The organism is Rhodoferax antarcticus ANT.BR (assembly GCF_001938565.1).
Taxonomy (GTDB): domain Bacteria; phylum Pseudomonadota; class Gammaproteobacteria; order Burkholderiales; family Burkholderiaceae_C; genus Rhodoferax; species Rhodoferax antarcticus.
In genome coordinates, this window is the sequence record NZ_MSYM01000016.1 from 82,158 (window position 1) to 108,011 (window position 25,854).

Consider the following 25,854-nt stretch of genomic DNA (forward strand, 5'->3'; position numbering starts at 1 on the left):
CGTTTTAACCAACTCAGGAGTGTTTTATGACCCAATCCACCGCGCCTTTGAGCCGCCAAGAGCAAATCGCTGCCCTCGAAAAAGACTGGGCCACCAACCCACGCTGGAAGGGTGTCAAGCGCGGCTACAGCGCTGCTGATGTCGTTCGTTTGCGCGGCAGCGTCAACATCGAGCACACCCTGGCCAAGCGCGGCGCCGAGAAACTGTGGGACAAAGTCAACGGTGGTGCCAAAAAGGGCTACGTCAACGCTTTCGGCGCGATCTCGGCAGGTCAAGCCATGCAGCAAGCCAAGGCTGGCCTGGAAGCCGTGTACCTGTCGGGCTGGCAAGTCGCCGCTGACGGCAATACGTCTGAGACCATGTACCCCGACCAGTCGCTGTATGCCTACGACTCCGTACCGACCATGGTGCGCCGTATCAACAACACCTTCAAGCGTGCCGACGAAATCCAGTGGGGCCGTGGTATTGAGCCTGGTTCCAAAGAGTTCATCGACTTCTTCTTGCCTATCGTGGCTGATGCAGAAGCCGGTTTCGGTGGCGTGTTGAATGCGTTCGAGCTGATGAAGAACATGATCGCCTCTGGCGCTGCCGGCGTGCACTTTGAAGACCAGTTGGCTGCCGTGAAGAAGTGTGGCCACATGGGCGGCAAAGTGCTGGTGCCTACCCGTGAAGCCATTGAGAAGCTGATCTCTGCCCGTTTCGCGGCAGACACCATGGGCGTGTCCACCCTCATTTTGGCCCGTACCGATGCTGAAGCCGCTAACCTGATCACCAGCGACTACGACGAAAACGACAAGCCATTCATCACCGGCGAGCGTACCCAAGAAGGCTTCTACCGCGTCAAGAACGGTCTGGAGCAGTCCATCAGCCGTGGCGTCGCTTACGCTCCCTACGCTGACTTGGTGTGGTGCGAAACTGGCGTGCCCGACATCGGTTTTGCTCGCGAATTCGCACAGGCCGTGTTGGCTGCTTGCCCCGGCAAGCTGCTGTCGTACAACTGCTCGCCATCGTTTAACTGGAAGAAAAACCTCAGCGACTCACAGATCGCCTCCTTCCAGGAAGACCTGTCCGCACTGGGTTACAAGTACCAGTTCATCACCTTGGCCGGTATCCACATCAACTGGTTCAACACTTTCCAGTTTGCCCACGCTTACGCCCAAGGCGAAGGCATGAAGCACTACACGGAAATGGTGCAAGAGCCAGAATTTGCTGCCCGCGAAAAGGGTTACACCTTCGTGTCGCACCAGCAAGAAGTGGGCGTAGGCTACTTCGACGACGTGACCACCGTGATCCAAGGCGGCACTTCCAGCGTGAAGGCCTTGACCGGTTCTACAGAGGAAGAGCAGTTCCACTAAGCACAGTTCACCCAAGTAGAGCCCGAGGAGGGGCGAGGCTGGCAGTCCGTAAAGGTTGCCAGCCTTTTTTCTGTGCAGTGACCCGAGTGGACGTGCCAGGGCTGTTAAGACACTGCGCTTAAAATCGGGCCTACAACTTTTGAATAAGAGCGAGAAAGGCATCTGGTTATGACACCGCGAACGTCTCGGCAGCTATTTATGTAATAAGGCCGCAGCCCGCGTGTCTTATGCGCAGTGTGCTATATTATTTATAGTGAAATTCGGACCATCCCGCTTTTTTTGCTCATTCCCTTACTCCTCTCAGATCATCATGGTTCAAATTACGCTTCCCGACGGCTCGCAACGTGACTACCCGGGCCCCGTCACCGTGGCCGAAGTAGCTGCTTCTATCGGCGCCGGACTTGCCAAAGCGGCGCTGGTCGGCAAGGTTGGTGGCAAAGTGGTCGACACCAGCTTTGTCATTGATAGCGATGCCGCTCTGTCGATCGTCACCGCCAAAGACGCCGACGGCCTGGAGGTGATTCGCCACTCCACCGCGCACTTGCTGGCCTACGCCGTCAAAGACCTGTTCCCACAAGCCCAGGTAACCATCGGCCCGGTGATCGAAAACGGTTTTTTCTACGATTTTGCCTTTGAGCGACCGTTCACCCTGGACGATTTGGCCATCATCGAGAAGCGCATGACCGAGCTGGCCAACAAGGACGAACCCGTGACCCGCCGGGTGCTGCCGCGCGACGAAGCGGTGGCCTATTTCAAAGGTCTGGGCGAGCACTACAAGGCTGAAATCATCGCCAGCATTCCGGCCAACGAAGACGTTAGCCTGTACCGTGAAGGTGCTTTTGAAGACCTGTGCCGTGGCCCACACGTGCCCAGCACCGGCAAGCTCAAACACTTCAAACTGATGAAAGTGGCTGGCGCTTACTGGCGTGGTGACCATAAAAACGAGATGCTGCAGCGCATCTACGGCACCGCCTGGGCGACCAAGGAAGAACTGGCGCAGCACCTGAAGATGCTCGAAGAAGCCGAGAAGCGCGACCACCGCAAACTCGGCCGCGAGCTGAACCTTTTTCACATTGATGAGCATTCGCCGGGTACCGTTTTCTGGCACCCCAAGGGTTGGCAGATATGGCAAGCCGTGGAACAGTACATGCGCCAGGTCTATCGCGACAACGGTTACGAAGAGGTCAAAGGCCCGCAGATTCTGGACAAAGGCTTGTGGGAGAAAACCGGCCATTGGGACAAATACCGCGACAACATGTTCACCACCGAGTCGGAAAAGCGCGAGTACGCGCTCAAGCCGATGAACTGCCCCGGCCACATCCTGATTTTCAAGCAGGGCATCAAAAGCTACCGTGACTTGCCGTTGCGCTACGGCGAATTCGGTCAGTGCCACCGTAACGAGCCCACTGGCGGGCTGCACGGCATCATGCGGGTACGCGCCTTCACGCAGGACGACGGCCACATTTTCTGCACCGAAGATATGATTCTGGACGAGTGTGTGGCCTACACCACGCTGCTGCAAAAGGTTTATGAGGATTTTGGCTTTACCAAAATCATCTATAAGGTTGCCACTCGGCCTGAGGCGCGGATCGGTTCTGACGCGTCCTGGGACAAGGCAGAGCACGCGCTCTTCGAGAGCCTTCGCCGCTCAGGTTGCGAGTTTGAAGTTTCCCCGGGTGAGGGCGCGTTTTACGGCCCCAAAATCGAATACACCTTGAAAGACGCCATTGGCCGCCAGTGGCAATGTGGCACGATTCAGGTCGATTTCTTCATGACCGAGCGTTTGGATGCTGAATACGTGGGCGAGGACGGTGCGCGTCACCGTCCGGTGATGCTGCACCGCGCCATCGTCGGCAGCCTGGAACGATTCATCGGGATTTTGATCGAAGAAACCGCTGGCGCCTTGCCTGCTTGGCTGGCGCCGGTGCAAGTCATGGTGCTTAACATCACCGATGCGCAGGCTGAATACGCCCAAAGCGTTGTCAAAACGCTGCTAAATCAAGGGTTTAGGGTGCAGTCAGACCTTCGTAACGAAAAAATCACGTATAAAATACGCGAGCATTCAATGCAAAAAGTGCCGTATCTGGTCGTTATTGGCGACAAAGAGATGGCGTCTGGTGCCGTTGCAGTGCGCGCCCGAGGTGGTCAAGACCTTGGAGTGATGTCTCTGGAGGATTTCTCGCAGAAATTGTCAGCCGATGTTGCTCGCAAATCGAACACTTAAGTTGCAGGTTAAAAGCCTAGTTGCAGGCGTGTGCCGTGCGGTTATCGCTACTGTTGCAGTAGCAGTTATTGTGAAGGATTAAACTATCGCTACCGAATTTCGTGATCGCCGTCACCGCGAAGAACGCAAACACCGATTGAATCGGGAAATCATGGTGCCAGAGGTTCGCCTTTCTGGTGTGGACAACGAGCCGCTTGGTGTCGTCAGCCTCATGGAGGCGTTGCGCATGGCCGGCGAACTAGACGTTGATTTGGTGGAGATTGCGGCTACGGCCATACCGCCGGTTTGCCGTCTGATGGATTACGGTAAGTTCAAGTACCAGGAGCAGAAAAAAGCTGCTGAGGCCAAGGCTAAGCAGACGGTGATCGAGATCAAAGAGATCAAGTTCCGCCCAGGTACCGATGACGGTGACTACAACATCAAGATGCGCAATATCAAGCGTTTTTTGGCCGAAGGTGACAAGTGCAAGATCACTTTGCGTTTCCGGGGTCGCGAAATCACCCACCAAGAGTTGGGTATGGCGTTGTTGAACCGCATTCGTGACGAGTTGGGCGATCTGATTCTGGTAGAACAGTTTCCCAAGCTTGAAGGTCGCCAGATGATCATGATGATTGCGCCGGGTCGCAAGAAGCAGGTTGCCAAACCGGTTGCAACTGAAAGCACTGCCACAGCGGCTTGATAGCAACCGGGGTCCGTTGTAGGACACCAAACAGAATTTAAAACGGGTGCGGTGGTCATGAAAGTGACTGCCGGATTTTGTTTTGAAGGTAGTGAGCGAAAGCGCATTGCCAAAATACGAGAGGGTTAAAAGCCGTCTCTATAAAAGTGGCTCGGGGCCAACAAGGCTGCACAGAGTGTGCAGACGCCTCACGAGCACAATGTCAAAAGGAGCATGAAAATGCCCAAAATGAAGACCAAAAGCGCGGCGAAGAAACGCTTCCGCGTCCGTCCAGGTGGTACCGTCAAGCGCGGTCAAGCCTTCAAACGTCACATTCTGACCAAGAAGACCACCAAAAATAAACGCCATCTGCGTGGTTCAACCGCTGTTCATGAGGCCGATATGGGTCGCATGGCACAGATGTTGCCCGGCCGTGGTCTTTAATTAACGACGAACAAGGAGTAATTCAATGCCTCGCGTCAAACGTGGTGTAACGGCTCACGCCCGCCACAAAAAAGTTCTGGCCCTTGCAAAAGGCTTCCGTGGTCGCCGCGGTAATGTTTTCCGGGTCGCCAAAGAAGCGGTCATGAAAGCAGGGCAATATGCCTACCGTGATCGTCGTACCAAAAAACGTGTCTTCCGTCAGTTGTGGATTGCCCGTATCAATGCCGCTGCTCGTCAGTGTGGCATGACTTACAGCCAGTTCGCCAACGGTCTGAAGAAGGCTTCTATCGAGATCGACCGCAAGGTGCTGAGCGATATCGCTGTGCACGACATGGCAGCATTTGCCGGTATCGTGGCCCAAGTGAAGGCCAAACTGGCAGCATGAGAGTTGACTGATTGCTATTTAAAAGATAGCTAATAGTCTAATAGTGATAAGGGCTAGAGCTTGAAAAGGCACTAGCCCTTTTTCCTTGATCGTGTGTCGGCCTGCAACTTCCTGCCTCAACCCAGATTTTTTATGAATGACTTGACTACTGTTGTTGACAGCGCTGCTGCGGCGTTTGCCGTGGCGCACACGCCTGCCGACCTTGAGAACGCCAAGGCGCTGTACCTGGGTAAATCCGGGCGCATCACTGAGCTGATGAAGGGCATGGTCGCACTGCCTGTGGACGAGAAAAAGACACGTGGCGCCGCCATCAACTTGGCCAAGCAGGCCATTGAAGCGGCATTGAACGCGCGCCGCCAAGCCATGGCCGATGCTGATTTGCAAGCCCAGCTACAAGCCGAAGCGCTGGATGTGACGCTGCCCGGTCGCCAGCGGGGTACCGGTGGTTTGCATCCGGTATCTCTCACGCTGGAGCGCATTGAGGCTATTTTTGGTTCGATGGGGTTTGATGTGGCGCAGGGCCCTGAGATCGAATCCGACTGGTTCAACTTCACCGCGCTCAACACGCCCGAAGACCACCCCGCGCGCTCCATGCACGACACGTTTTATGTGGAAGGTGGCAGTGAGACCGCGCCAAATTTGCTGCGCACACACACCAGCCCGATGCAGATTCGCTATGCCGTACAGCATGTCAAAAAGCACCGCCAAGCCGTTGAAGGTTCTGCCTCGCAAGGTGGCCTGTTTTCAGGTGCCATGCCGGAGATTCGCGTTATCGCGCCGGGCCGTACCTACCGGGTGGACAGTGATGCCACACACTCGCCGATGTTTCACCAGTGTGAAGGTTTGTGGGTAGGTGAGGCCATTAGTTTCAAGGATCTGAAATACGTTTTCACCGACTTTTGCCGCACTTTTTTCGAGAACAACGATCTGGTGCTGCGTTTTCGCCCGAGCTTTTTCCCGTTCACCGAGCCCAGTGCCGAGATCGACATCCAGTTTCCCAGCGGGCCGCTGGCCGGGCGCTGGCTGGAAGTGGCGGGTAGCGGCCAGGTGCACCCCAATGTGATCCGCAATATGGGTCTGGACCCCGAGCGTTATATCGGCTTTGCCTTTGGCATGGGGCCAGACCGCTTGACCATGCTGCGTTATGGCGTGAACGATTTGCGCCTGTTTTTTGATGGCGACATCCGTTTTTTGTCGCAGTTCCGCTGAAGACTATTTATGCAATTTCCTGAATCCTGGCTGCGCGAGTTCTGTAACCCGCCCCTGAGCACCACCCAACTTGCTGACACCCTGACCATGGCTGGCCTGGAGGTGGAAGAACTCCAACCCGTGGCACCAACGTTTCACGGCATTGTGGTTGGTGAAATCAAGAGTGCCGAACAGCACCCGAATGCTGACCGCCTGCGCGTGTGTCAGGTCGATGTCGGTCAGCCGGAACTATTGACCATCGTCTGCGGTGCGCCCAATGCCCGCGTGGGCATCAAGGTGCCGTGCGCTATGGTCGGGGCCGAACTGCCGCCAGGCGAGGATGGCAAGCCGTTTTTGATCAAAATTGGCAAGCTGCGCGGTGTGGAGAGTTTTGGCATGTTGTGCTCGGCACGCGAGATGAAGTTGTCCGAAGACCACGGTGGCCTGTTGGAACTGGTCAATGATGCGCCGGTGGGGCAAAACATGCGCCAGCACCTGAATCTGGATGACACCTTATTCACCCTCAAGCTCACCCCGAACTTGGCACATTGCCTGAGCGTGTATGGCGTGGCGCGTGAGTTGTCGGCACTGACCGGCGTGCCCCTGAAAACCCCCGTCTTTCCGGTTGCGCCCGTCACCGCCAGCGATGTGTTGCCGGTCAAAGTCAGCGCGCCGGACTTGTGCGGCCGCTTTTCAGGCCGCGTCATCCGGGGCCTCAACACCCAGGCCAAGACACCCGCCTGGATGGTGGACCGGTTGGCGCGCTGTGGTCAGCGAAGTGTGACCGCGCTGGTGGATATTTCCAACTATGTGATGTTTGAGCTGGGTCGTCCGTCGCATATTTTTGACCTGGACAAAATCCATGGCGGCCTGGACGTGCGCTGGGGCCAGCCGGGTGAACAGCTCAAGTTGCTCAACGGCAACACCGTCACGGTGGATAGCCAGGTGGGTGTGATTGCCGATGCGGTTCAGGTTGAGTCACTCGCCGGCATCATGGGAGGTGACGCCACTGCGGTCTCTGACGCCACGCAAAACGTTTATGTCGAAGCCGCTTTTTGGTGGCCCAAGGCCATTGCTGGGCGCTCACGCCGGTTCAACTTCTCGACCGATGCCGGGCACCGGTTTGAGCGTGGTGTGGACCCCGAACTGACGGTGGAGCACATTGAGCGCATCACCCAGTTGATCGTTGATATTTGCGGCACACCGCAAACCCAGTGCGGCCCTATGGATGACCAGCAGGTGGCCATGCCCGCGAAGCAGAGCGTCACATTGCGCATCGCGCGTGCCAGCAAGGTGCTGGGTATGCCTTTGACGCAGGCACAGTGTGCCAAGGCGCTCATGGGTCTGGGTTTGCCGGTGGTGGAGGGCGACGGCGTGCTGACGGTCACGGCGCCGTCGTACCGCTTTGACATCCAGATCGAAGAAGACCTGGTCGAAGAAGTGGCGCGCGTGGTCGGTTACGACAACCTGCCAGCCACCCCGCCGCAAGCGCCGATTACCGCCAAGGTCCGCCCGGAGGCGCGCCGTGGTGAATTTGCCGTGCGCCGTGCGGTGGCGGCACTCGGTTACCAAGAAACCATCAACTTCAGCTTTGTGGATGAGCGCTGGGAGCATGAGCTGGCGGGCAACCCAAATCCGATCAAGTTGCTGAACCCCATTGCAAGCCAAATGAGCGTTATGCGCTCGTCCCTATTGGGTTCCCTGCTACAAGTTTTGAAGTTCAACCAAGACCGCAAGGCACAGCGTGTGCGCGTGTTCGAGATCGGTCGCGTGTTTTTGCGTGATGCCTCAGTGACCAATTCCGACACCACGGTGCAGGGATTCAGCCAGCCCATGCGTGTTGCCGGATTGGCCATGGGCGCTTGTGACGCACCCGGATGGGGCGAGAAAGAACGCGCTGTCGACTTTTACGACGTCAGGGGTGACCTGCAGGCTTTGCTAGCCCCTGTGCAAGCGACTTTTGTGGCAGCCCAGCACCCGGCTATGCACCCCGGGCGCTGTGCCAAGGTGGTCGTTCACGGTGTTGAGATCGGTTTTGTGGGTGAATTGCATCCCAAATGGCGCCAATCCTATGACCTGAACCAGGTCCCGATCCTGTTTGAGGTAGATCTGGACGCCGTGCTGGCCCGCGAGGTACCGCGCTTCAAGGCAGTACCCAAATTTCAGGCTGTCGAGCGCGACATTGCCGTGCTGGTGGACGAGCGTGTCACACACGACGCGCTGATGGCCGCCATCTGGCAGGCATCGGTGGATGGCGTATTGCGTGACGCCTTGCTGTTTGACATTTATCGTCCCAAGTCTTCTGCACTGGCTGCGGGTCAGGCTGCGGAAAAGAGCATGGCGGTGCGCCTGACGCTCAACGCGCGGGAGGAGGCCGCCCTGACGGAAGCGCAGATCGAAGCTGCCGTGGCTGCCGTAGTTGCCACCCTGGCCGAGCAATTGGGTGCCCGTCAGCGCGTCTGACTAGGTGCAAAATAGCGCCTTACCAAAAAGAGCCCCTATGGACATCATTGTTGAATCTCTTGAAGCTCCCGCTTTGACCAAAGCCCAGTTGGCCGATCTGCTCTTTGAGCAAATCGGTCTGAACAAGCGCGAGTCCAAGGACATGATCGATGCCTTTTTTGATCTGGTGGCGCAGAGTCTGGTCGACGGCAACGATGTCAAAATCACCGGTTTTGGCAATTTTCAGATACGCACCAAGGCAGCACGGCCTGGGCGTAACCCGCGCACCGGGGAGGCGATTCCGATTGCGGCGCGACGCGTGGTCACTTTTCACGCCAGCCACAAGCTCAAGGAACAGATCCAGGAGCAAGGGCTCACAACATCACGTTTTTTGCCCTGAGCCAACAGTCTCACAAATTGATACAGCGCCTGCTTTACAGTCACCATTGAGTTAGAGTAACCTGCAAGCTTTTGCAGCTATTTCATTGATTTCAATGGAGAATTCCCTCCCAATCATCCCCGCCAAACGCTACTTCACCATTGGTGAAGTAGGTGATTTATGTGGTGTCAAACCGCATGTGCTTCGCTATTGGGAGCAGGAATTCACGCAGTTGCGCCCGATGAAGCGCCGCGGGAACCGCCGCTACTACCAGCACCATGAGGTGCTGATGATTCGCCGGATTCGCGATCTACTTTATGACCAGGGTTTCACGATTAGTGGCGCGCGTAACAAAATGCAGGAGTTGCTGCAGGCTGAGCGCGACAAGTCGCACAACGGTGAGGTGTTGCTCGAGGGCGTCGAGGTGATCGAGGTCAGCAACTCGCGATTTGGTGATTTCATGGATTCAACGTCGTTTCTGGATGCGCCGACGGGTATAGACCCCTGGCAGAAAATTCGTCAGGAGTTGGGCGTCATTCGTGAGCTGCTGGCTGAGGACTTCTGAGAAGCGAGCTTGCCAGACGTTATAATTCGAAGCTTCGGTGTGTGGCGCAGCCTGGTAGCGCACTTGCATGGGGTGCAAGGGGTCGAAGGTTCGAATCCTTTCACACCGACCATATGAATCAAGGACTTAGCTTCGAAAGGGGCTAGGTCCTTTCTTCTTGGTGGCTCCGAATGCCACTCTGGTTGCCGTTCGGTTGCCGTTTCTAAAATAGTCACTCTTTCAGTCGAAAATGGACCGTGGCGTGCGCGGAGCGTACGCTTTGTTGCGTTTCCCCGACGGGGCATTGCGCTGGGCTGAGGGAGCCCCTCGGGGGCGGACGGGCAGTCCCAGCGCAGGGCCAATGCCGCGCAGCGGCGAGGCCACAGGGCGGGCGGGGCACACACAAGATGACTGGCCGCAGGCCACTGACCAGAGCACTACGCGCAGCGCCTGACCAATGCCACGGCGCATGTACACCACAAGGGCGCATAGACGGCGGCGCGTAGGGCACGCCAGTGACCGGGGAGCGCCGACGGCTGTGCGACCGTCTCCAGTGGAAGAATTTGGCATAACGCCTGTTGCCTTCACCCGCAGGGCGCGAAGCGGTGACCGGCACCAAGCGGAGCCTGCGCAGTGACTGGCGGCCACTGTAGGCAATGGGGCGTTATGTCATTTTCTGGAACGGGCGCGTGCTGCTATGCCGAGCGAAGCGATGGCCCTTCCAGGCGATGCGCAAGCGAGCCGAGACAATCCATATCTGCGCCCCAGCGCACTGGCTGATACTTGCAAAGCACTGGCAATGTACCTCCCCAGCACTTGCACGGGGCGCAGCAGCGCCGCGTGCACTGGCCGACACTACAACGCTGGCAAACCGTAAGCGGTGATGCCGGGCGTGCAGGCCCGTAGCAGGGAGCGCGTAGCGCGGAAGGCCCGAAGGCAGGGCCGGAACGTACGGCATGACCGCGCTGCAGGCCGAAGCTACGCGACAGCTTCGTGGCTGCTGGCCATTGCGGTACTCCGCATTGGCCACTGGCTGAAACTACAGAGCATAGAGTGAAGTAAGCGGTGATGTGCCGCTGCCACCAAGCGCAGCGACTGGCGGCGGTGCATGACCGCGCTGCAGGCCAACGCCAAGCGATAGCCTGGTGGAGCCTGGCAAGGGCTGTACCCAGCCGTTGCCACTGCCTGAACTACAGACTCACGCGATAGAGAGTGGTGATGTTGGGTGCGTTGCCACCAGCGCAAAGCGCCATTCAGCAGGCAACGCGCCCGGCATGACCGCGATGGCGGAGGTCATCGCTACGCTGGCACGCTGAAGGATCGTGGCTGTTTGCCGCCATCGCGGCAACTGATTGAACACCTGCGCAGCACTATTGATATATACCAAATAGGCCTGTAGACCCCGTGGAATGTGCGCAAGCAGCTATCAAAAGAATAGCGAATAGATCAAAGTGAACGCTTGGCGTGTCTGAATTCCCATGGCGCAACCGGGTCGGCATCGTGCCACAGCCCCCGTTTACAGGACTTGGCTGTGGCCGCACATACGCCGCCACTGCGCAATGGGGTTAGGCTGCAGCCAGCCCAAATTGGGGTGCCAATGCAGCCACTTAATCCATGGTCAAGTAGCGGCCTTCTTCCCGCTTAATTTTCTTTAACATCGCAAAATTCTTTCGGCAGGCTTCAACACTGCTATCTATCGGTTTTTCCATCGCAGCCTCGAAGTGCATACGGCTTACATCTTTTTGTGAGTACTTCTTCCCAGCCTCCTTCCACACCTCGTCTCCAATGATCCTTAAATCCTCCCTATCTCTGTCATAAACAATAGCCCCGGTTTTTGAAAACAACTCTTTGCAGTAAACAACCACAGCCACAACCTGCATGTCATCATCAATGCTTGCTTTTGCTGTCACTCCGAATAGTATGGTTGCAAGTGCAACTCCCAAAGTGCCGATTTTCATTTACTCCCTTTCATTTGTTTGCCGCGTATTCGGACATATCTGCGTGACGAAATCAAGGTTAGATTGGAGTTACCTGCATCCGTAGTTGCCACCTATGCCTCCCAAACGCATCGCGGATTACTTCTCGAAGTGATTTAAGGCTACATCTACAGTACCGCGCTAATTACTGGCTTTGATTTCTTGGCTAACATCCCGCTGGCCGCATCATTGCTGCCGGGGCAGGCTAAATTCGATTTCGCACTCACCTGATTAATTCTAATCGGCAACGCCATCAATGAACAAGCGGCTTGTGCCGCTCAACTATCGTAACCATGTGGCACGTCCACTTCCCAGGACAGGCCAGTGGATGGGTGAGGTGCACTCCACCGCTTCGCCTCTTGCGCAGGCATGCGGCATGCGCACCTGCATGCTGGTCGTTCGCAGCCGCAGCGTCACACGATTATTCGACTATTGGCACGCAACGGTACAGACACGTGTTGCTAGGGACCCCTATCCTGGCACAAGCAACACGATCAGAGACACGTGGTCTGTTTGACACGTACCCCATACAGAGTCTGGCCCCCCGTATGGACTGCCTGTTTTCTAAAAATTTTTAAAAAAAATCAAAAAAAATCATTGAGGCGGCTATCCACTCACGCTTGCATAGCCCATCACATCCCCCACCGTCCGCGCCACTACATACTTGGCGGCAGGCTCCTGCGCCGTCAGCGCAGCAAAGTGTGCTTCACCGCAGGCGATCTTGCCCGCTTCTGTGGGGCGAAGTGCGTCGGCAATCACCGAGCCTTTGGTTTCAACCACGAAGTACAGGCGCTCGCCGTCTTCGTGTTGAATCAATACCGCCCAGTCGGGGTTGTAAGTACCCAGGGGTGTTGGAACCTTGAACCAGCCCGGAAGCTTGGCATAGAGCTTCACCGCTTCGTTCTTCTCCAACTGGTCTGCAAATTCCCATTCAACGGCGGAATCCACTACGACGTGCTCGAACACTGACTTCTGCGCGTTCATCCGGGCGCTGGCCTCCGTGAGGTAGCCCATGAGCACGTTCTTCGGGTCTTCGAACAACTCCTGTGCCCAGTACTCCTCAGCCCCCAGCTTCTGGTACTTGATGCCTTTAACCAGTGCCAGGCGCTTGCAGTGGTTGATTGCCTGGCTAACCACCTCAATGAATTCCTGTGGGTTGCGTTTGAAATCGTCCAGGCGACCCGTGCTGGTCAAAATGTTGGTGAGGGTGCGGCGGGTTAGTTGGGTGCGGTCTTGCAGGTCGGTCAACAAGTCGGGTAGCTCTACATTGGATTCATCCAACACCACCGGCGTTGCTACGGACGTTTCTTTCGCCGTGACGCCCCCTTTGCCAATGGCAATGTCGGCCTTGCGCCACTGCAGACGGGCACGTGCAACTTGGGGCATCTTTTGCACAGCGGTGATGCAATCGGCCACTAGCTTGTCATTGTCAAACGCCACCCTGTAGGTGGTGCGCTGTTTGACGCGGTCCCACAGCGCTTTGAACTCTGGGCTAACCAGCACCGACTTGCGGACGGCAACCAACTTACGGTCGTCGGCATTCTTAATTTCCAGTCGACCTGATGCCTTGCGCAGTAACTCTGCGATCTGCGCCCGCTGCGCCTCGAATGCTGCGGGCAGCAAGAGCTTGTTGTCTTTAAGGGCTGTTTTCAGGGCGTCTTGAACTTTGCAGTGGGCGTCAACGTAACCCGTAGCCTTCAGGTGCTCCCACAGTGCCGTGGACTGGTCCACACCCAGGGGCACGGCGCGGCCATCCGCGCCAATAACCGCAATGGCGGCAAACTGGTGTGGCTCTACCACGCCAAATCGAATGCCGGTTTCTTCTTCGATCTCCTTCTGTAGTTTGGCCGCAAATTCCTTGTAGTCCTCCGTGGCAATCACCGTCAGGGTGTTGACCTCAAAGCCGCGCAAGCGCTCGCCTTGTTGGTTGACGCACAGGCGCAGTCCCCGGCCAATGGTCTGACGGCGTTCGCGCTCAGACTGGATATTGCGCAGGGTGCAAATCTGGAACACGTTGGGGTTGTCCCAGCCCTCTTTCAGCGCGGAGTGCGAGAAGATGAACTTCAACGGGGTCTCAAAACCCAGCAGCTTTTCCTTCTCTTTCATGATCAGGTTGTAGGCCCGCTCGGCGTTGTCGCGGTTGCCTGCGTTGTTCTCGGCGGTGTCGGTCCAGCCGCCTTTTTTGTCGATGGAGAAATAGCCGTTGTGCACATCTTCGGCGGCATGGCTCAGGTCAACCTCGGCAAACAAACTGGTATAGGCCGGTAGCTTGGCGGCCCGCTTGTACTCTTCTTCAAAAATGCGGGCGTAGTCACCTTTTTGCGGGTTGCCATCGGCATCGTATTGGCGGTAGCGACTGACTTCGTCAATAAAGAACAGGCTGAGCACCTTCACGCCCATTGGGCGCAAACGGATTTCTTTGTCCAGGTGTTCTTTGATGGTTCGACGGATCATCTCCCGCTGCACGGCCAGCGCGTCAACGTCGCCATGGGCTTGGCCGGGCTGCAAGAATACCTCGCCGCCTGGAAAGCGCAGTTCCACATAGGTGGAATCCTTGGCGGCACTGATGTCGCCAATGCGGAAGTCAGCGTAAATGGCCCGTTTGGTGGTCTGCTCCAGGTTGTCACCATCGCACACTTCCACGATTTTGCGCTGCACACCGGTAGCCCCTTGCACGTCTAGTTCCACCTTCGCGCCCACCACACTCTTGCCACGGGTTACCGGCGCAATAAAGCGTACGAATGCCTTGTTGTGCGCGGACTCCACCGTGGCGGATGCGACTTCGATCTGTTTGACTAGCTTGCGCTCATAAGCGTCCAGCGCATTCAAGCGGAACACCATATGGTGCTTGTCGGTGTGGGTGGCCGAGTAACGCAGGGTGCAAAGCGGATTCATGGCGTCCAGTGCCTGTTTGCCACTGCCTTGCAGGCCGCCGTCCACGCTCTGGGGTTCGTCCACGATAACGATGGGGCGGGTGGCCTTGATCAGATCAATAGGCTTCTCGCCGCCAGTCTTTTCGCTGTCCTTGTAGAGGTTGTTCACGTCTTTCTTGTTGATGGCACCCACGGTGACCACCATGATTTGGATGCTGGCACTCGTGGCAAAGTTGCGCACCTGGCCCAGCTTTCCCGAGTCGTACAGAAAGAAGTCAAACGGCACACCGGCGTACATGCTCTTGAAGTGCTCTTCGGTCATCTGTAGCGTCTTGTAGACACCTTCCTTGATGGCCACCGACGGCACCACGATCACAAATTTGCTGAAACCATAGCGCTTGTTAAGCTCAAAAATCGAACGCAGGTAAACATAGGTCTTGCCCGTGCCAGTTTCCATTTCCACCGTGAAGTTTTCAGACCCCAAGGCGCTGGCCGGTGCCAGGCCATGGCGCAACTGCACGTCGGCCAGGTTCTTGAGGATTTGCTCGTCCAGCAGGCTCAGGCGGTTGCCCACGCCCAGGTCAGACTCCGCCACGCCCAGCGTTAGTTGTGCTGCTTCGCCGCGCATGGTGACGGTAAATTCGGTGCGGCAAGTCTCTTGTCCGCGAAACAGGTCACACACTGCGTCGATTGCCTGCAGCTGATAGTCCAGGTTGGGTTCAAAGTGCAGTTTCATGATTCTCTCCGTTGTCACCCGCCGAAATTGCAATGAACAGCCTTAGCTTGAGACTTTCATCGTCTGCCTCATCTGCCAAGTTGGCAGCGATCAGGTCGGCCAGCAACTCCTTGTCAATGTTGCCTGCGGCGACGTGGTAACTGATGTTTTCCATGTCGTGCAGGAAGCTGCCTGTGCAGTACATGTAGCCATTGAATAGAAGCATGGCTGCACACAGAGTGATGGCAATGCGCTTGTTGCCATCCTGAAAACAATGGAACTTGCAAGCACTGAAGAACAGGTGCGTTAGCTTGTCTTCAAGCGTAGGGTAGTAGTCGTCATTCTGGATATGTGCCAGTACCCCCTCCAGAATACCCAGGTCCAGGTGACCCAGTGCACCGCCACCGCTGACCTCTACAGTCTTTCTATGGACCTCAATTGCTTGGTCCAGCGTCAAATAAGTGAGCGCCATTAGCCGCGATCTTTCAGGCGCTTCATCACGTCTTTGGCTTCCTCCAGACGCTCGGACAGTTCCTTGCTTCTTTCGCCAATGAATCGCTCGTAATCTTCGCGCTGCACAGGTGCCACGTACTCCTTTAGTTGAAGATGCAAAGCATCCCTAAACGCCAGATCGCGGCTGGCCATCTTCATGCGGGCTTTTTCTACCAAGGGCCGCCAGTGTGCCTGCTGTTCAAATGCCGCGAAGACTTTGTCAACCTCTGATGGCCTGAGTTTGCGTCCTTTGCTGGTGACGGCCTGGTTGAGTACATCTGCAAACCCGCACTCGTAGGCCGCCACCAAGTCCAGTACTTCTGCATAGAACGTGGCACGAACCTTGTCCTTCTTCTCCAAGCGCAAGAGCTTGCGGTATTCCTTGGATTTCTCCTTGAAGATACTGACGTAAATCTTGTCGGTGTACACCGCGTATTTGAATGGCCCCATGTCCACACCGTCGCGCAGTGCGTCGGTAAACTGCTTGCGGTAGCTTTCTTCGGAGAACGCTGCCTGCAAAAAGTCTTCGTCGCGCTGGTTGATGTATTTGGTAGCGCCACCGGTGCGCTTGTTGATAGTGTCGATGACGACGTCCAGAATCACTTGGCGCAACATCTTGGCGCGTTCGCTCTCGGAGACGAGCATGGCAAGGTTTAAAAAGGCGCGGAAGTCGAAAACACCCAGTTGAGGAGTCTTGCTGATGTTCCCGAAATCTGTTTCGGGAACATCCAAATCTTGTATGGCGGCTTTCAACGTCTTCAGCCGCTCGCCTTTCAGCACCTCATAGCCGTTGCGAGTGATTTCAGCGGTGTGCTGCTCAAGGTAGTTTTCCACTGTGCGAATCGTGACTTCAAAGAACGCGGCAATTTGTTCCTTGAGTACCACTGTCTTGCCCTCAAACGGAATGCCCTGTATGCCGGTTACCCGCTCAATCTCTACCAGAGCATAGGGATTGTTCAGCACGTTCTGCCGGTCAACGGCGGATGTGGTGAGGTCTTTTTTGCTGGAAGTGCTCATTACAAACTCCGCACCTGCTTGATGCCATGCTGCTCCAAAATGGCTGCCAGGTTGCTTTTGGCGACGTCGTTCTCAAACGCACTGTCGCGGAACACCGCCGTGCTGTCGCCCTCCGGGGCCTGCTCCTTATGCCAGGCGGCCATGCCCAGCGCCAAGGCTTCGGCATCCGCTACGCCAATGTGCGCATCCAGGCAGGCCAGCAGCACGCCGCCGCCAATGCTGTGCACAGACTTGCCGGCGATCTGGCGGGCCTCAATCGGCACACACAAGTCCAGGCCCAGTTTGAGCAACAGCTCGTACAGCACGTCCTGATCCGTGCGGCCCTCCATCAGGTGCTGCATGTTGTCCACCAGGTCTTGCGCCAGATCGCCGGTGGGCTGCCAAGCGCGGATGTTGGAGCTGTCGAGCTTGAAGACGCGAAAACCCAGGTCGAGCGGCTTGGCCGGTGCTGCGGGTGCTTCTTCTAAGGCTAATTGGCCTGTAGCCCTCGTATTACGTGCGGAAGCAGCTCTTATTTTGATAGCGGCGCGGCGCAGGCGTTCTTTGGTCAGTTCGGCGATGTTGCGGGGTTTTCCGAGTTGATCGCAGTAATTGGCAGCAACTTTCTGCTCTTTATCGGTGGGGTTCAACGGCTCTGGTAGCTGTACAACTACATACTGACGACGTCCGGAATCAGCTGAGTTTTGATTCATAGCTGCATGGGCAGTAGTCCCAGAGCCTGCAAAGAAATCCATGACGATACATTTGTCATCATCACTCCTAGTAGCCATTTCAACCAGCTTGCAAATGACGTCTTCATCTTTCGGAAAATCAAATACATCACCCTCCATGAGGCGGCCTAAGCGCTCGGATGCCGACCTTGCAGGCTGATAGAACACACTTTGAGGTGTCATGCTGTCAGTTTCATGGAGGTAAAGTCTTATCATGACGCTAGTCTCCGTTACAAAAGTGACCCTTTCCTCTGCTACCAGCCTGTCAAATTCGGCTTGGTCAAACCCCCAACCGCGATTTGGTCGAAGGCGTATTACGCTTCCAGTCCTTCGATTAATTAAATCAAAGCGCCGTCCACCTGGAGCAGTAGGGTTCTCTTCTTTGTATGCACCTCTGGCATCGATAAACTTATATCGGCGGTGAGCAAAAGACGGCGTGGCTTTCATTGCTCTAAACCACCCGGCCAAATCATCGGAAGCACCCTGAAAATTTGTTATATGAACTTTTCTTAGGCGTTTCACCTCGTGCAAAATTGGTTCCACACCTTCTTTCTTTAGGCCCCAGTCTGAGGGCACCTGCTCGCGATTTTTGGCATAAGCAAGAACATATTCATGACACACGCCAACTTGTCTGGCGTCGTTCTTGTTGGCGCCTTCCCAGACCATCTCGGCGATCAAATTCTCTGGGCCAAAAATCTCATCGCACATGGAGCGTAAGTGAGCAATTTCTTGGTCATCTATGCTCAAAAAAATAACCCCGTCTTCCCGTAGCAGATTCCTCGCCAGCTTCAACCTCGGATACATCATGTTCAACCAGTCGGTATGAAACCGCCCGCTGGACTCGGTGTTGCTGCTGATCTTCGCGCCGCCTTCCACCTGGCCGGTCAACTCCAGATAATTCTTGATGTTGTCCTGAAAGTTGTCCGGGTAAACAAAGTCCTTGCCGGTGTTGTACGGCGGGTCGATGTAAATCAACTTGACCTTGCCTGAATAGCTTTTTTGCAGCAGCTTGAGCACTTCGAGGTTGTCGCCCTCGATCATCAGGTTCTGTGTCGTATCCCAGTCCACGCTTTCATCCGGGCAGGGGCGCAGGGTGCCGGTGCTGGGGGTTAGCGCCAGCTGGCGGGCGCGGCGCTTACCGTGCCAGTTCAGGCCATATTTTTCGTCTGCATCGGTGGCAGTGGCATCGCCTACCAGGGCTTTGAGCACATCCACGTTAATGGCGGCACCGCCGCTGCCCTCGGTCAGCAACTCGGGGAACAGGGCCTTGAGCTTGGCAATGTTGTCAGCGCGGATGTCGGCAGACTGGGCCAGGGGGGCGTTGGATTCGATTTTTTCAATGGGCATGGGTGTTCTCAAGGACGTGCCTGATGGGTTTGGCATGAATTGTCATGCAAGCGGTCGGGACAGAGACGCGAGCAATTGGTCGAGGGTGGCCTTGGCCGTGCGGATTTGCAGATTCTGAGCGACTTGGCGGGGCAGTTGCTTTTCTTTGCTGGCCTGGGTACGAAGTTGGGCGATGTGGGCTTTCAAGTCGTGGCATTGATGCAGCGCGGTTCGGCGGATTGCGGCGGCCTCGCGGTTTGGGCTGGTGGTGAACTGACCCGTCAGCGCGGCGGCTTGCAGTGCGGTGGTGGTGTCGATCCAGCCTTGATACAGGTCCAGCATGTGGGTGCGCGGTTGGCGCTGCAGTGCCAGTGCTTGGGTGAACGCTGTGCCAATGGCATCTTCGCCCACGGCGGCCTGTACAACGCTGCCATCCAGCACGGTGCGGTCTACTTCGCGTTGCGCCCAGCGGATATGGGCCAGGGACACGGTGATGCATGGGGCTTGCGTTGTGCTGCCTGCGCTGGGGGCGGCCATGACCAGCAGCACAGGGTAGGGGATGGCACGGTGCACCAGTTCCGCTAAACGGGGCGTGGCGGCGCTGCGCAGCGTGGCGCTCAGCACGGCCAACTCCAGGTATTCGCGGGTGTCATCACGGTAGGCGGGCACACCAATGGCTTCGGGCTTGAGGGCGGCTATCCAAAAAAGGTCTTCAATGCTGTCTTGAATCAGGCGTTTGTCGGCGGCGGTGGGTGAGCCGCTGTCGAGCAATAGCTTCTTGGCCACACGCTGGTTCACCATGGCCTGCTGGGGCAGGGCCAGAGCGGCTATCAACGCTTCAGGGGTCATGACTACAACTGCGGGGTCAAACAGGCAGGATGGCCAGCCAGGCAACGACTTCAAAGTCGGCAGAGCCTGCAAACTCGCCTGGGCGGGCGTGGGTGCCGCCGGGGGTAAACAAACTGGCCACGGCGCGTTCGGTGCTTTTACCGGCGATGGAGGCGATGGCTTGGGCCAGCAGCCGCTGGGCCTGGCGCATGTCTTCGCCGCCTTTGGTGGCCTTGTCATGGCGGGCACCGGCGGAAGCATCGGGCAGGTCGCGGCCTGCACACAGGCGTTTCAGGCGGTCGAGCACGCGCTTGGCCTGGGTGTAGGGCAGCAACACGGCGGCATCGTCGCCCACATGGACCATGTAGTGCGGCGCAAGGGGGTAGCCAGGGTCTATGCCCTTTTGAGCGCCCGGCCCCACAGCACGCAGGCAGAACACGATGCCGGGCGGAATATCGGCATCCAGCGTGGTGGTGACTGCGCTCAATCCCAGCGGAAACCCCTGCGGGCTATTCAGGGCATCGGGGTGTTGCTTTTGGTATTCGGCCAGGTCAATACGGAAATCGGTGAGGGTCAGGTCGGTGATGGCAACGCCGGAGGACAGGTCTTCCATGTCAATGACGGACTCTTGCATCTTGAGGAGCTGCTTGCGCCGGTACTCCAGGTCGTTCATGGGGTTGCCGGACTGTTGCTCGATCAGGTTTTCTTCACCGGTGGCGGAAACGTCAAGCAAGACCATGCGGCCACTGACGCGCTGCTCCAGGTTGATGTATTCCTCTAGCTCCATGTTGGGCCAAAAGTTGACGAGTTGGATTTGGTTGTTGGGTGAGCCAATGCGATCAATACGGCCAAAACGCTGAATGATGCGCACCGGGTTCCAGTGGATGTCAAAGTTGATCAGCCAGTCGCAGTCTTGCAGGTTCTGCCCCTCAGAAATGCAGTCGGTGGCGATCAACAGGTCGAGGTTGCCCTCGACGGCCATCTCAGCGGGGCGCTCTTTGGCGCGGGGCGCAAAGGCAGACAGGACAGTGCCCAGGTTCTTGCGCAGGCCGGGTAGGGTGGTTTTGATGCCCGCAGAGCCGGTGACCAGGGCCGATTCCAGACCCAAGTCGGCTTTGGCCCAATCGGCCAGGTTCTCATACAGGTAGGCGGCGGTGTCGGAAAACGCGGTGAAGACGATGACTTTGCGGTTGCCGGCGTTGGTGGGGTTGCGGCACTTGTTGGCGATCAACTCGCGCAAGGCGCTGAGCTTGGCATCACGGGCGGCGCTGACTTGTTGGGCGACCGAATGCAGGGTAGCCAGGCGGTTGCGGTCTTCGGTCAGGTCTTGTTTCCAGCGGATCAGGTCCACATCGCTGAGCAATACCTTAACTTTCTTGCCCACCAACAGGGATTCAAACGCCGGGTCGTCGATCTCGATGTCGGCAATGTCGAATTCTTCAATCTCGGTGGCGTGGGCGTCGATACGTGCCAGGGTGGCTTCGACGTCGCGCAGTTGCCGCCCGACGGTGAGGGCAAAAGAGGCCACGGAGCTTTCCATGCGCTTCAATACGTTGACCCGCATCAGATGTATCAGGCTTTCTTCCCGGTCAGATTGCCTGAATGAGCTTTGGCCGCCTCGAATCTCGGTGCTGTATTTGGCATCGTAGGCGGCTTGCTTGTGGGGCAGCACATAGCGAAGTGGCGCGTAGCTGGCCAGGTTGAGGCGGCGGATTTCGGTGTTGATCTCGCGGATGGAACTGAATTCACCCGCCAAGTCCACGTCGGGCTTGATGTTGATAGGTGGCAGACGGTCGGGGAAGCGACCGGTCTCTGTTGTACCGTAGTATTTTTCGATATGGCGGCGCGAGCGGGCGATGGTCAAGTGGTCCAGCAGGGCGAAGTAGTCAAAGCCCAGCATGTCAATGAGCTGGCCGGGCTTCTTGTCTGCTTCTGGCAGGTCTAGCCAGCGGTTGAACGCGGTTTGCGCACGGCGCGTGGTGACTTCAATACTGGCAATGCCATGGGCAGACAGGGCTGTGTCGTCCCCTTCGGTGACAAAGGCGATCTGGTTGCGCAGGTCGGCCAGGCGGTTGTTGACCGGGGTGGCCGACAGCATCAGCACGCGGGTTTTGACGCCCTCGCGGATGATGCGGCGCATCAGATGGTCGTAACGGGTCTCGATGCCCTTGCGCGGTGACTTCTTGTTGCGGAAGTTGTGCGACTCGTCGATGACCACCAGGTCGTAATTGCCCCAGTTAACGTGGGTCAGATCAATGTCGCCGGACTGGCCGCCGTCACGTGAGAGGTCGGTGTGGTTGAGTACGTCGTAATTGAGGCGATCCGGTGCCAGGATGTTGCGTCGGTCGTTGGACTTGTACAGCGTCCAGTTGTCGCGCAGGCGTTTGGGCACCAGTACCAACACACGGTCGTTGCGCAGCTCGTGGTACTTGATGATGGCCAGGGCTTCAAAGGTTTTGCCCAGGCCCACACTGTCGGCAATGATGCAGCCGCCAAAACGCTCCAATTTGTCGATGGCACCGACGACACCGTCGCGCTGAAACTTGTAGAGCTTCTTCCACACCACGGTGTTGCGGATGCCGGTGGCGGCGTTGACGATGCGGTCTTCGTCCATGCCGTCGCCGTTTTGGCGAAAGACGTGGTGCAGGATGGCGGCGTAGACGTGTTTGGGGGATTGGTGGGCGGCTAAGGCCGCTAATTCAGCTAGCAGGGCTGGCTTGGCGTCTGGCTGCGCTTGCAAACCCGCCCATTGCTGCTCAAACCATTGGCTGAGCATGTGTGCATCGGCAGGGGTTTCGGATGCCTGAATCAGGCTCAGGGGGTTGCCGGGAGTCAGGCCCAGTCCATCTGTAGTGAAACTGAATGAACCCAGCAAAGCCTGCTGTGGCGTGCCAGTGGCGTCGCGCACGACCATGGCGGCTTGGGGAATGGGGCCACGGCTTTGGCGGACCTCGGCGCGAGAGGTAATCCATTCACCAAAACGGTGAGCCAACCAGCGGGTTTGGAGGCGGTTGCGGGCGGCGCGGTCGGCAGCATTGCCCAGCAGGGGCGGTATGGCATCAGGGTCAATTTGATTGCCGGACAAGAGTGGCGGCGCTATCAGGCGGGCTTTGGTGACCTGGTCGGTCTCGGCCATCAAAGCGGCATAGGCAAACAGTGAATAGCTTGCTGCGAGGACGTCTATTTGGTGGCCGGGCTGCAGCGCCGGACGCAAGAGATCAATGACCCGTTCCTGGCCTGCGTTGCTGACAAACTTCATGCGGTGCCGCTCCCCTAGAGACGATTGTTCTGTGTTTTGCTTGGACTATATACCGGGGGTGGAAGGCATCACTAAAAACACCAGCATCGAGCATCTTAATCGGCTAATATTTGCTAATGAATATGCACAAAAACCAGCTTACAGCCCGTCAAAAGCTCTTTTGTGAGCATATGGTTGGGGCCGGGCGCGGCTCGGGGGCGCGAGCGGCGCGGCTCGCCGGATTTTCCGCTGCGTCGTCGCATGTAACAGCGTGCAGGCTTTTGAAGCAAGAAAAGATTGCACGCAGAGTGCGGGAATTGCAGACGGTTGCTGCAGTGGAGGTTGGTTACACACGGGAGCGAGTGGTTAACGAGCTGGTTGGTGCGTTTAATATGGCCAAGCTGATGGAGAACCCGGCTGCGATGATTGCTTCGATGCGCCAGATAGCGCTAATTTTTGGCTATTTCAACCAGGAGCCACCGAAGGTGGTTGTCGATTTGAGGGGCGAGGTGGAGATGGACCGGCTGCAGCGGCTGTCGGATTCAGAACTGATCGCCCTGATTGCAGTGGGTAACGAGGCGTGATGGGAGGTGGTTAGGCGATACACCTTACTCACCTTGCCTCCTTGAACATGGCTTTTGGGAGACGGATTTCCTTTTTTCTAAAACAAGGTAGTGGAGGTGTTGTAGGTGTCAGGACCCGCGCCCACTCTCACTATGGCCATTTTTTAGGTCAAAGCGAAGGTAAGCATAGGTGGGGCCAAACACTACTCTCCATCAAATCCACGGGTCATTTTTAAGCCCCAGCTGTTTGATCAGCGACTGACGGCAAGCGGTCTGATTGGGAAGCTGGTAGCAGTCGTTCGGTTTGGCACCTGCTACCGATGCATGAACCACCTTTTTTACTCCACCAGGAACGACTTTCGACAAAAACATACCCAGTTTTGTCTCTGAGCTTTTGCTGTTATACGTACCGTTGGCCAGCGCAAACGCTTCACTTATGACGCCCCTGATGGGGAACTCCCAGCACGTATGTGTCTTGCCCAGGTAATCCATCCACCACTGCATTGCTGGGTCCAGGGAGCGCAACAGCTGTTCGTCAAGGGCATCCGTCCACGGGAAACTGCGTACGTCGAAAGCAGAGAGGTCCCGATTCAACAGGTCGTGCATCATGGCGGCAAGGCCGCCTTGGTGCAGCATCTGATGGTCGATGGCTGCGAAGTACGGTTTGTCCTGAATGTGCTTGTCACTGACCTGCAGCACAAAGTAGCGGCGCTCCCTGTTGCCCGCAGGGACCACCCATTCATTGTTGGATGCCATCATGATGTGCAACCGATTCGCGGCGGTAATGAGGTTGGCGCCCTTGCCCTCGATCTGGATTGTTGGCTCAGTAACCAAGCCTTTGAGGACGTTTTCACCCTGTTTGTCGCCCGCCCAAAGCGCTTCATCCACAAAGAGAAAAACGCAACTGCGCAAGTGGGCGTTGAAATTGCCGACCAGGTGCTTGGATTGGTTGATTTGCAGACTGTGCTCGCCGAAAAGCAGACCAAAGAAATAGGCCAATTTTCCTTTGCCGGTACCCCTTTCACCTTTCATAACAACGGCCACTTCACCCAATTTATCGGGGTATTGGACGGCGAAGGCTAACCAGTTCAGCAAGTATTCTCCGCAAGAAATATCACCCGCGCAAATCACGTCAAGGATGTGGTGGTGCAGCAGCGACCAGCTACCCGGTATCGGCGCCACAGAAAAGCCTCTCCATAGGTTGTAACAACCATCGGGCGTAGGCATCCCCGGCATGAAAACGACCTTGTGAAAAGAGCGCCGCGCAGGGTGATCAAACCAGAGGGAGCCGATGGGGATCATCTTGAAGCTCTCACCCTGTGGGACAGCCAGTTTTTGATTGCAGTAGAAGTTGCAGAACGGCTCAACCCCCATGCGATTGAGCATGCTGCGATTCAGTTCCGGGTCGAAGTCTTCTTTGAACACCCAGCACTTGCCGCCCTCAAAGGCCACGAAATGCGTGTCGTCGAGCGCTTGAACTTTGTCTGGCATCTCGCGCTGCGGGTCAATCCATCCATTTTCTTTCGCCACGTAGAAAACGGTGCCCAATGTCACAGAAGCGCCAACCGCCTGGTCTTTGAAGCTATGCCAGGTTGCCTCGGCATCATGCTCGTCGAACTTGGTTGACTTCTTCGACCAAGTTAGCCAGAGTTTGTAACCTGTCTCAGTCCCAAGCGACTGACGCAGCGCCAGACCGATCCGGACCCATATGTCTCGGTCATCGGAGGGGATGGCCGCCAAGGCACTCTCTACGCGCCCCAGTTGATGGACTGATAGGCTTTTGATGGGTGCTTGGGGGACGACGACAAGTGCGGTGCTTTGGGTGGGCATTTTGGGGGCAACATCGGGAATGGAGTCAGGATTGAGCAGTTCACCGTCGCCAGTGAAGAACTCAAATAGCGCCCCCGCATCCGGCGGACACGCCGGGGTGTACCAGAGCTGTGCGGTGGTTCTGCAGCGCTTGTCGAGTTGATCGCCAAAGGCCTGCTGAAAGTAGGCATAGACCTTTTCATGCTCAGCTGCCGTCACGGGCCTGCTGTACGGGATCACGAAGCGCCACATGGGAACAGCTGAGCTATGACTGTAGGAGCTGTAGGCCAGGAATTGAAAGCCTTTGAGCTTGGCTTGCAGGAGCGCCTTGCCAGTCTTTCCAGTGTCAATATCGCCTGTGAACGCACTCATGAAAGAAACATCAATGGCATCGCGGGTGCCTGACTTTGAAAATGCAGCCATGATGAAATAGGCACCATTCTTTTCACCGTCGCGGATGCGTTTTTGGGCCGAGAGTTTCTTGTCCAACTTAAGATATTCCGCAAGCGTCAACGTGCCGCGCTTGAGGTCGGGCACGCTGAACCGCTGGACCAAGTCCGCCCAGGTCAGTACTTTCTGGGTGGGGTTCCGATCCGTATTGCGGTAGCCAAAGTTCATGGTCAGACTCAGGAGCGCTTTGGCGGTTTGGGTCTTGCGCGACTTGGGTTTGGTGTTGGCGGCCATGGTG

The 25,854-nt window shown here is 56.7% G+C and carries 18 protein-coding genes and 1 tRNA gene; 11 read left to right on the forward strand and 8 right to left on the reverse strand.

Translation table 11 applies throughout. The features are described 5' to 3' along the window. The first annotated feature begins 26 nt into the window (after positions 1 to 26). The 10 genes from aceA (at position 27) to BLL52_RS14575 (ending at position 9,752) form a co-directional block, all read left to right on the forward strand. Positions 27 to 1,355, forward strand: coding sequence for an isocitrate lyase (aceA, locus tag BLL52_RS14530; protein WP_075587396.1), 1,329 nt, complete (start codon positions 27 to 29; stop codon positions 1,353 to 1,355). 310 nt (positions 1,356 to 1,665) lie between these two features. After that, the gene (thrS, locus tag BLL52_RS14535; protein WP_075587397.1) at positions 1,666 to 3,579 is read left to right on the forward strand and encodes a threonine--tRNA ligase; all 1,914 of its coding nucleotides are present in this window, start codon (positions 1,666 to 1,668) and stop codon (positions 3,577 to 3,579) included. An 85-nt stretch (positions 3,580 to 3,664) separates the two neighbouring features. Beyond that, positions 3,665 to 4,258 carry a translation initiation factor IF-3 gene (gene infC / locus BLL52_RS14540; RefSeq protein WP_075587398.1) on the forward strand — a complete coding sequence of 198 codons (594 nt, stop codon included), beginning with the start codon at positions 3,665 to 3,667 and terminating at the stop codon, positions 4,256 to 4,258. Positions 4,259 to 4,477: 219 nt separating this feature from the next. Then, positions 4,478 to 4,681, forward strand: coding sequence for a 50S ribosomal protein L35 (gene rpmI, locus BLL52_RS14545; protein WP_075587473.1), 204 nt, complete (start codon positions 4,478 to 4,480; stop codon positions 4,679 to 4,681). A 25-nt stretch (positions 4,682 to 4,706) separates the two neighbouring features. Next, positions 4,707 to 5,066 (forward strand): 50S ribosomal protein L20, encoded by a 360-nt coding sequence (rplT, locus tag BLL52_RS14550; RefSeq protein ID WP_075587399.1) that lies wholly within the window; start codon positions 4,707 to 4,709, stop codon positions 5,064 to 5,066. Positions 5,067 to 5,198: 132 nt separating this feature from the next. After that, entirely contained in the window at positions 5,199 to 6,275 is a 1,077-nt protein-coding gene (gene pheS / locus BLL52_RS14555) for a phenylalanine--tRNA ligase subunit alpha (RefSeq protein ID WP_075587400.1), read from the forward strand. A 9-nt stretch (positions 6,276 to 6,284) separates the two neighbouring features. Then, on the forward strand, positions 6,285 to 8,717 hold the full coding sequence (gene pheT, locus BLL52_RS14560; RefSeq protein WP_075587401.1) for a phenylalanine--tRNA ligase subunit beta: 2,433 nt from the start codon (positions 6,285 to 6,287) through the stop codon (positions 8,715 to 8,717). Positions 8,718 to 8,754: 37 nt separating this feature from the next. Continuing rightward, complete coding sequence (locus BLL52_RS14565) at positions 8,755 to 9,096, forward strand: integration host factor subunit alpha (protein WP_075587402.1); 342 nt, start codon at positions 8,755 to 8,757, stop codon at positions 9,094 to 9,096. 94 nt (positions 9,097 to 9,190) lie between these two features. After that, entirely contained in the window at positions 9,191 to 9,640 is a 450-nt protein-coding gene (locus BLL52_RS14570; RefSeq protein ID WP_075587403.1) for a MerR family transcriptional regulator, read from the forward strand. A 35-nt stretch (positions 9,641 to 9,675) separates the two neighbouring features. Then, positions 9,676 to 9,752, forward strand: a tRNA-Pro gene (locus BLL52_RS14575). Between the two features lie 1,474 nt (positions 9,753 to 11,226). On the opposite strand, the gene BLL52_RS14580 is transcribed toward BLL52_RS14575, so the two are convergent. The 7 genes from BLL52_RS14580 to BLL52_RS14610 form a co-directional block, all read right to left on the reverse strand. Then, positions 11,227 to 11,577: a hypothetical protein gene (locus tag BLL52_RS14580; RefSeq protein ID WP_075587404.1), complete on the reverse strand. Its 351-nt coding sequence runs from the start codon at positions 11,575 to 11,577 to the stop codon at positions 11,227 to 11,229. Between the two features lie 624 nt (positions 11,578 to 12,201). Next, on the reverse strand, positions 12,202 to 15,204 hold the full coding sequence (locus tag BLL52_RS14585; protein WP_075587405.1) for a type III restriction-modification system endonuclease: 3,003 nt from the start codon (positions 15,202 to 15,204) through the stop codon (positions 12,202 to 12,204). Then, positions 15,188 to 15,655 (reverse strand): type II toxin-antitoxin system death-on-curing family toxin, encoded by a 468-nt coding sequence (locus tag BLL52_RS14590; protein WP_075587406.1) that lies wholly within the window; start codon positions 15,653 to 15,655, stop codon positions 15,188 to 15,190. Before BLL52_RS14590 ends, BLL52_RS14585 begins: the two co-directional genes overlap by 17 nt. Further along, the gene (locus tag BLL52_RS14595) at positions 15,655 to 16,692 is read right to left on the reverse strand and encodes a DNA-binding protein (protein ID WP_075587407.1); all 1,038 of its coding nucleotides are present in this window, start codon (positions 16,690 to 16,692) and stop codon (positions 15,655 to 15,657) included. Before BLL52_RS14595 ends, BLL52_RS14590 begins: the two co-directional genes overlap by 1 nt. Then, on the reverse strand, positions 16,692 to 18,749 hold the full coding sequence (locus tag BLL52_RS14600) for a site-specific DNA-methyltransferase (RefSeq protein WP_198930642.1): 2,058 nt from the start codon (positions 18,747 to 18,749) through the stop codon (positions 16,692 to 16,694). Before BLL52_RS14600 ends, BLL52_RS14595 begins: the two co-directional genes overlap by 1 nt. 42 nt (positions 18,750 to 18,791) lie before the next feature. Beyond that, a complete protein-coding gene (locus tag BLL52_RS14605) occupies positions 18,792 to 19,577 on the reverse strand; it encodes a DUF4391 domain-containing protein (protein WP_075587408.1) in 786 nt (261 codons plus the stop codon). 16 nt (positions 19,578 to 19,593) lie between these two features. Next, a complete protein-coding gene (locus BLL52_RS14610; RefSeq protein WP_075587409.1) occupies positions 19,594 to 22,815 on the reverse strand; it encodes a helicase-related protein in 3,222 nt (1,073 codons plus the stop codon). 116 nt (positions 22,816 to 22,931) lie between these two features. On the opposite strand from BLL52_RS14610, the gene BLL52_RS14615 reads away from it, so the two are divergent. Continuing rightward, positions 22,932 to 23,378, forward strand: coding sequence for a terminase small subunit (locus BLL52_RS14615; protein ID WP_075587410.1), 447 nt, complete (start codon positions 22,932 to 22,934; stop codon positions 23,376 to 23,378). A 192-nt stretch (positions 23,379 to 23,570) separates the two neighbouring features. Here BLL52_RS14615 and BLL52_RS14620 read toward each other — a convergent pair whose 3' ends face one another. Beyond that, positions 23,571 to 25,850 carry a DUF5906 domain-containing protein gene (locus tag BLL52_RS14620; RefSeq protein WP_075587411.1) on the reverse strand — a complete coding sequence of 760 codons (2,280 nt, stop codon included), beginning with the start codon at positions 25,848 to 25,850 and terminating at the stop codon, positions 23,571 to 23,573. Positions 25,851 to 25,854 lie beyond the last annotated feature (4 nt).